The 13,911-nt window shown below is 43.4% G+C and carries 12 protein-coding genes; 1 reads left to right on the plus strand and 11 read right to left on the minus strand.

Annotated elements, in window-relative coordinates; genetic code table 11:
* Window positions 1–18: 18 nt before the first annotated feature.
* Window positions 19–2,301 carry a glycosyl hydrolase family 65 protein gene (locus MHH50_RS21985; RefSeq protein ID WP_076280500.1) on the minus strand — a complete coding sequence of 761 codons (2,283 nt, stop codon included), beginning with the start codon at window positions 2,299–2,301 and terminating at the stop codon, window positions 19–21.
* Complete coding sequence (locus MHH50_RS21990) at window positions 2,298–4,604, minus strand: glycosyl hydrolase family 65 protein (protein ID WP_340033381.1); 2,307 nt, start codon at window positions 4,602–4,604, stop codon at window positions 2,298–2,300. Before MHH50_RS21990 ends, MHH50_RS21985 begins: the two co-directional genes overlap by 4 nt.
* A gap of 422 nt (window positions 4,605–5,026) precedes the next feature.
* Here MHH50_RS21990 and MHH50_RS21995 point away from each other — a divergent pair, with 422 nt between their 5' ends.
* The gene (locus MHH50_RS21995) at window positions 5,027–5,752 is read left to right on the plus strand and encodes a Crp/Fnr family transcriptional regulator (protein WP_036682945.1); all 726 of its coding nucleotides are present in this window, start codon (window positions 5,027–5,029) and stop codon (window positions 5,750–5,752) included.
* 179 nt (window positions 5,753–5,931) lie between these two features.
* On the opposite strand, the gene MHH50_RS22000 is transcribed toward MHH50_RS21995, so the two are convergent.
* The 9 genes from MHH50_RS22000 to MHH50_RS22040 all read right to left on the minus strand — a co-directional run bounded on the left by MHH50_RS22000 (window position 5,932) and on the right by MHH50_RS22040 (window position 13,872).
* Entirely contained in the window at window positions 5,932–6,723 is a 792-nt protein-coding gene (locus tag MHH50_RS22000; protein ID WP_076280502.1) for a formate/nitrite transporter family protein, read from the minus strand.
* 52 nt (window positions 6,724–6,775) lie between these two features.
* Window positions 6,776–7,096, minus strand: a complete 321-nt coding sequence (gene nirD, locus MHH50_RS22005) for a nitrite reductase small subunit NirD (RefSeq protein ID WP_076193069.1) — start codon at window positions 7,094–7,096, stop codon at window positions 6,776–6,778.
* Window positions 7,097–7,128: 32 nt separating this feature from the next.
* Window positions 7,129–9,552 carry a nitrite reductase large subunit NirB gene (nirB, locus tag MHH50_RS22010; RefSeq protein WP_340033382.1) on the minus strand — a complete coding sequence of 808 codons (2,424 nt, stop codon included), beginning with the start codon at window positions 9,550–9,552 and terminating at the stop codon, window positions 7,129–7,131.
* A 231-nt stretch (window positions 9,553–9,783) separates the two neighbouring features.
* Entirely contained in the window at window positions 9,784–10,494 is a 711-nt protein-coding gene (locus tag MHH50_RS22015) for a hypothetical protein (protein WP_340033383.1), read from the minus strand.
* 150 nt (window positions 10,495–10,644) lie between these two features.
* Window positions 10,645–11,394 (minus strand): iron-sulfur cluster repair di-iron protein, encoded by a 750-nt coding sequence (gene ric / locus MHH50_RS22020; RefSeq protein ID WP_340033384.1) that lies wholly within the window; start codon window positions 11,392–11,394, stop codon window positions 10,645–10,647.
* A 230-nt stretch (window positions 11,395–11,624) separates the two neighbouring features.
* On the minus strand, window positions 11,625–11,930 hold the full coding sequence (locus MHH50_RS22025) for a barstar family protein (protein ID WP_076130687.1): 306 nt from the start codon (window positions 11,928–11,930) through the stop codon (window positions 11,625–11,627).
* 331 nt (window positions 11,931–12,261) lie between these two features.
* On the minus strand, window positions 12,262–12,639 hold the full coding sequence (locus tag MHH50_RS22030) for a hypothetical protein (RefSeq protein ID WP_076130688.1): 378 nt from the start codon (window positions 12,637–12,639) through the stop codon (window positions 12,262–12,264).
* 498 nt (window positions 12,640–13,137) lie between these two features.
* The gene (locus tag MHH50_RS22035; RefSeq protein ID WP_076307447.1) at window positions 13,138–13,683 is read right to left on the minus strand and encodes a hypothetical protein; all 546 of its coding nucleotides are present in this window, start codon (window positions 13,681–13,683) and stop codon (window positions 13,138–13,140) included.
* Window positions 13,684–13,872, minus strand: a complete 189-nt coding sequence (locus tag MHH50_RS22040; protein WP_076130691.1) for a hypothetical protein — start codon at window positions 13,870–13,872, stop codon at window positions 13,684–13,686.
* Between the last annotated feature and the right edge of the window lie 39 nt (window positions 13,873–13,911).

A 13,911-nucleotide genomic window follows, 5' to 3' on the forward strand; every position in this document is an offset into this window, starting at 1 on the left:
TCCGTTGTGTATTAATATTTATAATCCCGTTTCGTCAAAGGCCAATCGAAGGATCTCACCTGCAGAGCAGGACTTGCCTTCTCCGCCTTGCACCGAGAATACCAAGTCTCCACTGTAATCAGCAGCTGTGATCACAGTGACTTCATCCTTACTGATCCGCAGTTGGATGGTGTCGCCGCGCAGGGTAACCGGAAGCTGAACGGACTGCCAATGTTGCGGCAGAGATGGATTGATGTGCACAACCCCTCCATCGTAGTCCAACCCAGCGAAGCCAAGAACCGCAGCCATCCAAGCACCACCATTCGCAGCCGGATGAGTCCCTCCGATGTAGAGATCCCCTACATATTGCTTAGATTCGCCGGTGAGATCGACGGTAGCCGTACGCATAAAATACGGATAGCCCCAATCCGGTGAACCAATATCAGCAGCTACCAAAGCGTAGATACAAGGGCTTAAGCTTGATCCGTGTTCCGTACGCGGTTCGTAAAATTCCCAGTTCGCTTGTTTCACTTCCTTGCTAAAGGAGTGCTTGAACAAATTCAGCATCAACACAACATCTGCTTGTTTAAGTATGGTTGTGGTGGTAGCTAAGCCATTGCCGCCGCCAAAATACTCATTTTTATTAAGCACACGTGATTTCAGTTCTGTTAGTTCTACATCCTCCAAGGTGAGGTACCGGTCGAATTGTTCAATAACAAGACTTGCAGGATCAGGCTGTGGAACATAAAAGCTATCCAGCATCGTTTTGAACTCCTCTAGGAATGGCCCTGAGCTAAACTGAGCGGACAATTGACTGTAATCCTCAGGATACTTCTCTTGCAGCAAAGCTGCCGTACGCAAGGCAATCTCAAGCGTCTCTTTAACCAGTGCATTCGTAAAAGCATTATTGTTCACACGCTCATGATATTCATCCGGACCTGTAACATCCAGAATCTCAAACCGCTGTTTAACCGAATTATAGTAAGCGTAAGAGTAGAAAAAGCGAGCGCATTCCCAAATGACCTCTGCTCCTCCACTAGTAAGCAGACTTTCATCGCCTGTGAATTGAACATATTTCCAGATCCCATGCACAACGTCACCACTGATATGAACCTGCTTATCGCGGAAATAGGTGCGCATCGGCCGGCCTGTAAATACATCATTCACATTAAACAAAGTACAGGCATCGTCTCCCGTATCCTGACTTTCCCAAGCATAAAATGCGCCCAAAAATCCATATTCCGCTGCCTTACGGCGAGCACCATCCAATGTATGAATCCGGTACATCATCAAGTTCCGCGCTACCTTAGGATCACTGTGCAGGAAAAACGGCAACATAAACATTTCCGTATCCCAAAATACAGCTCCCTTATATACCTGACCCGATAATCCCCGGGCTGGAATAGACACCTTCTCCGAAACTGTAGGCGCAATGATTAACAGCTGATAGATACTATATCTCAAGGCAAATTGGGCAGCTTCATCACCTTCGATGATTACATCACTGTGTGACCATCTCTCATCCCATATCAGACGGTGAGACTTAAATAACGCCTCATAACCCAGCGCCTCAGCAGCATGGACAGATTTAACAGCTTCCGTCTCCGGCTGATCAGCATCAAGTCCAGTATAGACTGCTACATACTTAAACCATTCATACGTCTCACCCGCACGGGCATCAAAAGAAATCCGGCGAACAGCAGCACCATCTTCCAGTAGCTCCTCACCAAAACTGAATACCGCCCTCTCCGCCACAACCACCGGAATCTTCAATTCTCCGCTAACCGATGAAGAGATCAGCACCTCGTCCTTCAATTGCACCGTTTGTCCGTAGAGATGAGGTCCATTGATATCCCACACATCTACGTCAATTCCCGTCTCAATGGCTACTCGACAGTCTTGTGTGCTGCGAATAGAGTATTTACTAACGAGCAAGTGAAGATTATCCTGGCTTACGAAACGATCTGCGGTAAACGTCAACGTCCCTCCGTCAGATACAGCAAATTCAGTGCTCCGATGATGAATGGCATTTCGGATATTTAACTCCTGAGTATGAGCGACCGGTTCACGGTCAAGCACACTTAAGAGCTGATCATTACAGAAAATTTTGGTCAACAATCCATTAGGGGCATTAACGGGTTCTCTCCATTTGTCTCCTGCTCTGTCATATAGACCTGCGAGGGTGACAGCTGCTAGCTCGGTTTTACTGAATTCCTCCAGTGTGCCGCGATATCCCATGTAGCCGTTGCCTAACATATATTTGTTACCGTTCGTCGTCACAAGCTGTTTATCAAAACAACTATCCTTTACGATCCAGTTCATCCTGCCAGCATCCCTTCACCTAGTGGAAGCGTCTTTCCGGAAGCATCCACTGTAATCGACTGTCCGTACACTATAATTTCGGCACTTCCACCATTAACCGCAGTGATTGTTACGGAATTTTTGTCGACCACAATTCTCAGAAGCACTCCTTCATACAACACTTGGAAGCTATATTCATCCCAGCGTTCTGGCAGGGTTGGCTGAAAGGACAGACGCGCTCCATCCGATCGCATTCCGCCAAAGCCGTAAACAATATTCATCCAAGCAGCAGCAATTGAGGTAGTATGCAGCCCTTCACGGGTATTGCGGTTATAGTTGTCTAAATCCAGTCGAGTAGCAAATTCAAAAAACGAATATGCTTCCTCGGGTTTGCCGATTTCACTTGCCAAAATGGAGTGGATCGAAGGTGACAGCGAAGACTCATGAATACATCTAGGCTCGTAGTATTCGTAGTTCGCCAGCTTCGCTTCTTTAGAGAATTGTCCGCTGTACAAGAACATAAACATAAGTACATCCGGCTGCTTAATCATGTCATAGCGATACAAACGATCATATGACCAGTTCGAATATAATGGGAATTCTGTTACCGGAATCGAATGAATATCAATATGTGGCATATCGAAGAACCCATCATGCTCTTCATAAACTCCTGTCACTTCGTCAACCGGAATCCGCATATGCTGCGCCTTATTTTCCCAATCGGTGAGTTCCTCGTCATGAAGTTCTGTTTTCTCTACCACAGCTGCAAAAGCAGCAGGAGCTTGTTCTTTCATCTCCCGAAGAGTCTCTAGGGTGTATTCAAAAGATTGTTGAGCCATCAGATTAATGTAACAGTTGTTATTGACCATCAATTGGAACTCATCAGGACCCATTACGCCAAAATAACCATATTCCCCGCTGCGTTGCCCCCATTGACCACGTGTAGCATAGAATCTGCTGATCTGAATCAGCATCTCAGCCCCTTTACTATGCAGGAAGCTTTTATCACCGGTATTTTTGACATAATGCCAAATGCCATAAGAAACAGCAGTCCCTACATGAAGCTGAAGATTAGAGTGCTGCCAGAGATCACAGCTTTCTGTTCCATCTATAGTAGCAATAGGATAGCAAGCTCCCTCACAATCCACCTCTTTAGCGCGCTGCATAGCCTGTGGCAATGTTTTATATCTGAATTCCAATAAGCTCCGGGCAGCCTTTGGATTATTGAACATATAGAACGGTAAGCAATAGGATTCTGTATCCCAAAAAGCCAACCCACGATATACTTCCCCCGTCAGCCCTTTGGCACCAATATTAAAACCGGGATGATCGCCATGATAGGTCTGATAAAGCTGGAAGATACAGAAACGAATACCCTGTTGATTCTCAGGATCGCCCTCAATTCGGATATCACTTGTCTCCCAGATGCCCTTCCAATAAGCTGTCTGATCAGCGATTATTTGAGTATCCGTCAATTGGCTTGCGGTTTCAGCAAGAGACAGACCTTTGCTCCACAGCTCTTCAGCTGTATGGGCAGAATCACTATCCGAATAGTTCATAACCAGTTTGGTAAAATAGGAGACTTCTCCTTTCGTAAGGTCCAGGGTGAAATTTTGACCAACAAACTTATCACTCTCGACAGCAGTAAGCTGCAACGGCTGCGAGGATTGTAAGGTAAAGCTTGAGAACAGCTTGTTCCCAGTATTCACGGTACTCGCCATAATAGCAGAGGACGCTCCACTTACTCCGCTGCGGAGATTGTTCCACATACATTCGCCGCGTTCTTCATGAATAATGCCGAAATCAAGACCTGCACAAATGTCCACGCTCCCCGAGAAATTAAGGGGTTCAAATTCCACCCGCTGCAACCCCAAATGAGACATAGTCATACTGACCAGACGTGTAAAGACTACTTTTAGCGACTTGCCATCGTTTAGATGCCAGACTAGCTCTCTCCGATACGTACCCTTACGAAGATCCAACCTACGCACATAATCCGTTACGTTACTTTTTGCTAAATCAAGCTGTTCACCATCTACAGATAGACGTGTATACAGCCAGTCCACCGCATTCACCATATATCTCAGCGAGCGAATAATCCCTTTGTAGTGATTGCCAATATCCAATTGTTCATTTAATCCATTAAAATAACTTCCTTGCAGGGTGTCACCTGAATACCCTTCCTCTGCATATCCCCGTACACCCATATATTCATTACCCAATGAAAAAATAGATTCCGAAGTCCGGTTTCGCTCTGGATCAAAGCCCTCTTCAATAATTGCCCACGGATCAACCTTAAGATATTTGTCTGCTACTTTTGCCATATATGATTTCTCCTTCTCCTGATTTTTGCTCCAATTTCAGGATATCGCTGCATAGCAGTAGAGCCAATGTCCGACCGTAATGAAGATGTGTGCATTTATACGGAGTTGAGATAAAACTAATTTCTTGAACATGAATTTCAACTGTGTTATATGTTACAATCTAACGGGGACGCAAAAAAACAGCGATTAACCCAGTATTTGAGAATAATGGATAGCCGCTGTTCATATATCATAAACGTGAGATCACTTACTCTTTTTTAGTTAAAAAGAATATTACATCGAACACTTTAGAAGTGAAATTTATCACAATGTTGAAAATTCGACACTTTTAAACGATTTTTTATAACCAATTCGAGGGATTTTCAAGGTATAATTAATTTAAAATTTACTGAAAAACTGAGGGAATAAAGGGGATGTCGATTATGCTAAAAGAACATTACAATGTTATCGAAGCCCACGGAAATACAAACTGTTTCTCCGAACAGAATTTCAACAGACTTCTAGTTACAATGAAAGAGCGCATAGTTCCAGAGGGTTCACATCTATTCTGGGAAGGCGACTACTCGGATAAATTGTTTTATATCAAACGTGGACGTGTGAAATTAACTAAATCTACTGATGAAGGTAAAGAACTCATTCTTTATATGTATCAAGCTGGTGATATGGTAGGTCAAGCAGATCCATTCTTCAGCACTAAGCATAGCTTTACAGCCGAAGTGATTGAAGAAAGTGAAGTTGGCGTCATCGAACAAAAGGATCTAGAAATTCTCATCTGCCAACATTGTGACTTTGCTATCGACTTTATGAAATGGATGGGTATTCATCACCGTCTCACCCAAACTAAATTCCGTGATCTAATGATGTACGGCAAACCAGGTGCACTCTGCTCCACGCTCATTCGTCTTGGCAACACCTACGGTGAGAAGAGCAGCGATGGTGAGAATATCCTTATCAACAAAAAAATTACGCATACAGATTTGTCCAACATGATCGGTGCCACTCGTGAAAGTGTTAACCGGATGCTGAGCGACCTGCGTAAAAAAGATGCTGTTGAGTATGAGAACGGTATGATTGTCATCAAGGACCTTGGCATGCTGCAAGAAATTTGCCACTGCGAATTGTGTCCGAACGAAATCTGCCGGATCTAATTCCGTTATAATATACCCTCTATTCACCTCAATGAAACATACATGACCCAATTATTCTGCATAATATAAAATAGAGTGGTCCAAGGCGCCTAATGCAGGTGTCTTTTTTTTATATTCAACAAAAAAAGAGCTAAACCCAAGATCGGTTCAGCTCTAATATAGTTAATTAAAAATGGATCTTAACGGTTGTTGCGAGCACCACGCACTGGTGAGATCACCCAATAGGCCATACCGACGAATACGCCTCCACCAATGATATTCCCCAAAGTTACAGGGATCATATTATGCAGCCATCCAGCTATCGTAATGGTTTCCGGATGATTTGGAAGCAACACAGCAACACTAAGCAGAGTCATATTAGCCACACTATGCTCATATCCGCTTGCGATAAAGGCGAACAGACACCACCAGATTAAAATTAGCTTAGCAGATTCACTTTTAGCGCGTGAGGACATCCATAGCGCTAAACAGACCAGCCAGTTACACAGGATTCCACGAAAAAACAGCTCGGAGAACGGGAGACTCATTTTTTTAGCAGCGGCTGTAAAAATCAAATGCTCCGGCGGCGCAGCACTGAACAACCCAGTCCCACGAATTAAAAGTGCTAAAATCACTGCACCTACCACATTCCCGATGAATACAAGAATCCAGTTCTTAACGGTATCCCAGATACTGGTTCTGCCTGCCAGTGTACTTACAGTAAAAAACATATTATTCCCGGTAAACAGCTCTGAGCCTGCAAATACTACAAGCGTCAGGGCGATGCCGAAGGATGTGCCCATAATAAGCGGTTGGAAAGGAGATTTGGCAGCCGCTAGCGGTGCTCCTAGGGAGAAAATAAGGATAATCCCAATACCTACATAAGCACCTGCCAATAGGGCTGCTAGAAAATATCTTGGTATGCTTTCATTCATTTTGTCCCGCTTACTGACTGCCGTCTCTACGATGCTCTCCACACTTTGCGTAAACATAATACTCCACCCCACCGTTTTCTATTAAATCTATTACTACAAGCTTCGGTGTCTACACGCTCACTGTAACTTTCTCTCCGTCCAGTGTGACTGGATAAGTCACCACACTACCTTGGTCTGGTGCCTGCACCTCACCCGTGCGCAGATCGATTTTCCAATCGTACAGTGGATCGTACAGATAGTGACCTGACACGATCCCTTCAGCAAGCGGTCCCCCCTTAGGATGAGGACTGCGATTCTCTACTGCATAGATGGCTCCGTCAGAGGCACGGAACACAGCCAGTTCAATATTTCCAGCAATCACTACGCGGCCAATTTGCAGCAGGAAATCCTGTACTGATCCTATTGCATACGTTTGTGTGGTCTTATTCATTGGTCTCTCCCCTTCTGTGTGTGTTATATCCGTTAGACTCTTGTTTCTTCAAAAAGCGCAGTACGAGTGCTGCTGTCATTGAGCATTTTTTTCCAAGGATCCGTAACCTGAGTCAGAGCAAAGTCAATCCGTGCGGCCAGCTCTTTGCGGTTATCTTCATTATTCAAAATGACCATTTGAATCTGCTCAAGTCCCATACGCTCAACCCACTCGGAGGTTCTCTCCAAATAATTGCCGGTCTCACGGTAATATTGCATCACAGCGGAGCACACTTCGATCAACTCTTCATCGGTCTTTATTTTGCAGAAGGAGTCAGCGATCCGTGGCTTGATCCCACCGTTACCACCGATAAACACTTCCCAACCGCCATCATTACCGACGATGCCAATATCCTTCGTACAGGATTCCGCACAGTTACGCGGGCAGCCGTTGACAGCTATTTTAAACTTGGCAGGAAAATCAAGACGTTCATACTTACGTTCTATGAGCGCGCCCATTCCCAGCGAATCCTGTGTGCCGAAACGGCAGAACTGTGAACCCACACAAGTCTTAACGGTACGTAGCGACTTGGCATAACCATAACCTGATGGCATATCGAGCTCTTCCCATACTTTCGGCAGATCCTCTTTTTTCACCCCGATTAGATCCAGGCGTTGCCCACCCGTCACCTTCACAACTTTTACATCATATTTAAGGGAGACATCGGCGATTTTCTTCAAATCCTCCGGTGTCGTTACCCCGCCGTACATGCGTGGAATAACGGTATAGGTTCCGTCTTTCTGAATATTGGCTCCCATACGTTCATTAACAAAGCGTGATTCCTTCTCGTCTTGATGTGTATCCGGATTTATCATCCCCAGATAATAGTTAATCGCCGGACGGCATTTAGAGCAGCCTTCCTCTTGTTTCCAACCCAGTACATGCATAACCTCTTTAGTAGTACTAAGACCTTTAGCTGTAATCTCAGCAACAATCTCATCCCGGCTAAGCGTTGTGCAGCTACAAATTCCTTGCTTGGCAGACTGCTCAAAACTATCACCCAGGACAAATTGTAAAATTTGTTCTACAACCGGTTTACAACCTCCGCAAGAGCGCGTCGCTCCTGTACATGCTTTTATTTCGTCCACAGTAGTAAAACCATTTTCTATGACCGCATCCACAATCGCTTTTTTCGTAACCCCGTTACAGCCACAAACGATTTCTTCGTCCGCCATCGCTTCTACGGATGTGCTCTTTTTGGCTCCACTTCCGCAGCAGCCGGTACCCATAACCTCTGTATAAATTTCATCGGTCATTACAGCGCCTTGTTTTACTAACTTTTGCAGGTTAGCCGACTCTGTCACATCCCCGAACAGGACTGCACCAACAATGACATTGTCTTTGAGCAGAATTTTCTTATAGGTTCGCTTCCATTCATCTTTGCTTGAGATTACAGTATGTTCAGGAGAATCCATAAACTCACCTGCAGAAAATACATCCACTCCGGAAATTTTTAATTTGGTGGAGACAACAGAACCTTCATATGGGTTTGTGTCGCTTCCGCAGAGATGTTTAGCTAGAACCATCCCCTGCTCAAAGAGCGGCGCTACTAATCCGTAACAAACTCCGCGATGTTCGGCACATTCGCCAATGGAATATACATTTTGCATAGAGGTCTGCAGATAATCGTCCACTACAATCCCACGATTAACAGCAATTCCGCTTTCTTTTGCCACAGTTATATTCGGTTTGATGCCTACAGCCATAACTACAAAATCAGCCGCAAGTGAAGTGCCATCACTAAATTGTAATCCACTTACTCTCTGTTCCCCGGTCAATTCTACTGTTTGTTTGCCCATAGCAAATTTCACGCCTTGACGCTCTAGCTCAGCCTGCAACATATAGGAGGCATTACGATCCAGCTGGCGCTCCATTAGATCTTCCATCAGATGCACTACAGTAACGTCCATGCCAAGGTTCACAAGACCCTTTGCCGCTTCCAAACCAAGTAAACCCCCGCCGATTACCGCCGCTTTGTTGTATCGTTTAGCCGCAGCCAGCATCGCATCACAATCTGCAATATCCCGGAAACCCACTACGCCTTCCTTATCACAACCAGGTACAGGTAAAATAAATGAATTCGAACCCGTTGCAATAATCACTTTATCGTAAGAAACAGCCATGCCGTTATCCGCAATTACTTGCTTGGAATGCTCGTCAATTCGTGTAACTGTTGTTGCTGTATGCAAGGTAATGTTGTTATCTTCATACCAATTCCAGTCGTTTAGGATGATATCGTTGATGGTTTTGCTGCCTTCGAGAACATAGGACAACATGATCCGATTATAATTGGGATGAGGTTCGCTTCCAAAGACCGTAATGTCATAAGCTCCACCTAGCTTCAATATCTGCTCTAGCGTACCTATGCCTGCCATACCGTTGCCGACTAATACTAATTTTTCTCTCTTCGCTGCCATGGTTAGGTGCCTCCTCAGTCTTATCCGTTCTTGTTGAACTTTGCTTCAACTTCTCTTCTACATAATGGAATTATACATTTCAAAATTTAAGAGAGATTGTGATTACAGTCACATTAAATGTGAATGTTTTCACATAAAAGTAAGGCAACTTTATTAGGTTATAACTTCCAATAAAAAAAGCCAGATCACGGGTTCTGAGCAACCGTTGATCTGGCATTTATGTACTTTTTTTTAACGTATAGCCAATAAAATCTCCAATTCATCCTGCACTCTAAGCTTCATGTCCATTCCATTCTCAAGCAGCTGCTTCCCATTCACCTTCATCTTCCAAACTTCATTGCTAAGAGGAGTATAATCACCAATGGATAACACCTTTTTGTTGTCTTCGGTCAACTGCACCACACTGCTGTTCTTCAACAAACCTCTCACTGTTAAATCTTCAGTAAATCCCATAACATATGAATGATTCAAATTCACTTGCTCACTTCCACCATTCACGGTCAACAACACAATTTGAAGGGGTTCCTCTTGTTCCTTAGACATCGCCGTAATTACTAATTTTGTTTCATGCCCGACTGTTCGACCCCAATCCTCAGGTCCAATGGTCTCCCCATCCATTTGCAGCTCCCAATTCATTCCTGGACCGAGTGAAATATTATTTACCGTTAGAATGCTTGTGTTATCCTCAGAAAAGGTGGCCTTCCCACTACCTTTCAGTAGGTCAAAGATCGTTATCCCTTTTCTGTAGCTCTCGCTAAGCTGCTTGTCCAAAGGGTTGGTAAGCAAGTCATTTCCCGCAACGATAAGCGAAAGCGTAGGCCCGTCTGATCCTGCTAAGCCATTATTCCCTTCATTATTAATGTCAGCAAGAGTGGAACACCCACCTATTATGAATACGATGACTAATCCTAGTAACAACCTCCACATATATTTCGTGGGCATAGTGACACCGCCTTGTCCCGCCTAATGACCACACAGCGTCTCAGGCTTGTAGTAAGTTATGCATACTGTCTATTTAAGAATAACGTAAATAAGCTTTGTTCTCAAATATAAAAAAAGTCCTCTAAGGGACTCTATGAAAACTCATTTTTTCTACTGGAATCTAGGGAACAATATATTATTCTCCAGATGAACATGTTCAAAAGTCATGCTCTCCAGCTCCTCTAGCCGGGCATAAGTCAAACGATAGGTTGTACAAGCATGAGCCGGTGGGGTGAAATCAGCTGTTATTTTGCGTATTTGTCTCAATAGTTCGCCTGCTGTGTCATGTTCACTCTCAAGGTCAACTAATGCCTCACGAAGTATGGTCAGCCCTTCTTCACTTGGATTGGCATCATACGCTAATAATTTTGGAAACTCGTCTTCCTCTTCTTTAGCTGTATGCTGAAGCAGATCTTCCTTAAGTGCATTAAACAAACTATATAACTCTTCTAAATGGGGGGAATCTCCGCCATGAACTCGGTATACCTTGGTTACATTTTGGCTAATTAGGGGCAGCTCTTCCCGCAGGTAATGGTGATGTTTACTCACGATATGCTCGATTAACTCTGCAGAAGGTGCTGTGTTCCATGTGAGTTCTTCTTGAGGTACCGGATATTCCTCGAACAGCTTGTTGAGATCACTAATGATCATCTCTTGATCTAGTCCACGCTCTACAGCTGCTTCAGCAAGAGGTTTGGCGCCTCCACAGCAGAAATCAATCCGTTTGGACTTGAAATAATCCGCAGCTTTTGGGAATTGCAGCACTATATCTTTTACCAGGGCATCTGGAGTAAATCCAGGTTGCACCGATTGCGTATGCTGTAAATCCGAAATTCTATCATTAGGTAGTTTAGTTTCCATAATAGTTCCTCCTCGGGATATGTGATCAGGTTCTGAAAAATCTTTTCTACCTGTTCACCTTAACCCTGAAAGGAGTTTTGACTTGTGATTGTACTCACGAAAATTGTATCTCTTTGTTGAACGAAGTTGGATGGGTTAAGTGTGTTATTGGTTGAATGATGGGTTCATTCGGCACTGGGTAGCCCCTCCGAAACAAGAGCCTTGAGAAAAAACTCAAGGCTCAGTGAAGCTTATTTATAAACTACCTTACAGTGCCAAGAAGGATGTTTTTCATTGAATTTGCGTAATAAATCACTCAGGGTTTGAGAGTCATCAGGAAGGACGGTTGTAAGCTTGTCCCACCCATTAAAACTCAGAGTTTCTGGTAATTCAACTAGCCCTGTAATCGCATCCCAAAAAGCATCCCAATTCATTCCGTAAAAATCAGGAAAATCAAGTTCTCTTTTCAAGAGCAAATGAAGTTCCCTTGAATCCTGAATATTGCTAACTTGTAAGGTCACATTTTCTTTTCTTAAATCATCTTCGTGTGTGCTCATTTGCTTCACTCCTTTACTTATAAGTTCCGATGAAGTTAACTTTCAAATACGTCTCCACCAATTTGACCACCCTGAACGTAGTTATTTAATGCTTTCCCTTGTCTATAACCACTCTGTTCAGCTACAGATTTTGTAATATAGTTAGAAGGCAATTGACCTGTTTGCCTTAAACTATCAACTACTGGGTTTGCGGCTTCTTCTGTTTTTAATAACTCCTTGTACTTAGCATATTGAGCAATGTTATCTGCACCATTACCCGTGCCCTCTTTCGCCTTAACCTCTATCTTATTACTATTAGCAGTATTTGACTGCTTCGGTTTAACTGGCTCTTTTACCTTACTAACAGTACTCGGTGTTGAGCTTTTTTTGATAAACTAAACATGCCGTTTGTGAACCCCATTGCAGCCAAGCCTAATGCCTGTTGCATATTGGGATTTATCACTTCTTGTCTGTACATTTCTTGGGCTTCGGCAAGGGACAGGCCTTTAGTACTTAAATCATAGACCATTGCGACCCCATCCACGGAGCCACCTATTTTAGTCCACAAGAAACCTTTATGCACTTTGAGACCAGCATCTTTCAATATACCTGCTGTTACTTTTCCTTTGTTCTCCTTCACAGCGTCCAAAACATATAATGCCTGCTCCAAACTAGGTATACCTACGCTTGTAAGAAACCTATACTCATCAGCTGTCACATTATAATTCATCTGCAGCGATGCTTTGGCCGTTTCCGTGCCTTTTTGTGTTGATCGTTAATGAATAATTTGTTGTTACAGCTATATTAGTACGGCCGATAACTGTTTTAACCTGATTATAATCGGTTTCTATACTTTTGCCTGACTGAAGTGTATCAGTATGTGAATTAGATGTATAGGTTAGGATTCCTACTTTTTTAAGAGCTTGGTTCCACTCTTTCTCTGACGCAAAACCTCTAGTGGAGACTCCTTGAACTACGATTTTAGTTATTTCTTTGCTTTGGAACTGCAAAGGAGTAGCTGGTGGGGCTGGTGCCTTTCTAACTATGTTAGCCTGGGCAGCTATAGCCTCACGTTCTACTGCTGTAGAAGCTTTATAATACGCATTTGTCAGAGCAATAATTTGCGCTTGCGCTTGTATATTTAGGCCCTCATCGCCTTTGGCCCAATGTCCTGTCGGATCTAAAAATTGTATCGGATCATTATTTGCATACGTATATAGATTCAGGCTTAATGGGTTGTTATCCTCACCCCAATAGCTATATTATGTACATTGACCATCGTCCCTGACATCAATACCTTGTTCCCGGCTATCTTATTTTCTTCTGCTGGCAAAGCGATACGGGGTTGTGCAAGAGTGGGAGTGAACATGTTAACCATAGAAATTTCGATATTATTTAATGCCGTTTCTACATTAGGACTATTAATCTGACTCAATCTTAGCTTTCCATCCCTTACAGTAACACTTTTCTTCAATGTAGAATGCTCTCTAGGGTCTAACGATAGACCATCCCAGAATATAGTGCCTTCCACATCCAGCGCATTCCTACTTCCATATACTGAATCACCCACAGTTACAGCTACTTCATAGATACCATTGTCTAATTGGATCTCCCACATCCCGTCAGGATGCATTAATGTCAATGTATCGAGAGTAGGATTTCCGTACGAGCTCTGACTCATATTAAACTTGTTTTGCAAGTCATCATAAGTAGCTCTTGTAACAGTGGAATTTGTATGATCTGTAGTCCAACCGTAGGCATAGTTGTTTTTCACTCAGAATACTTCTCCGTAATCAGCGAGAAAACCCTCTGGAGTATGCGATTGCATAGGTTGAAATTGAATTTTAATTGTCTCTCCTTGTGCAAGGACTTTCATGGAACTCCCACCAAGGAAAGGAGCAAACAGCTGAATTAACAACAATAAGCATAATAATTTACTTATTAATCTCTTTCTTTTTGTCATAATGTCCTCCGATTTAAGAATAAGTTCAAATGGTATCCA

The organism is Paenibacillus sp. FSL H3-0302 (assembly GCF_037982245.1).
Taxonomy (GTDB): domain Bacteria; phylum Bacillota; class Bacilli; order Paenibacillales; family Paenibacillaceae; genus Paenibacillus_AQ; species Paenibacillus_AQ odorifer.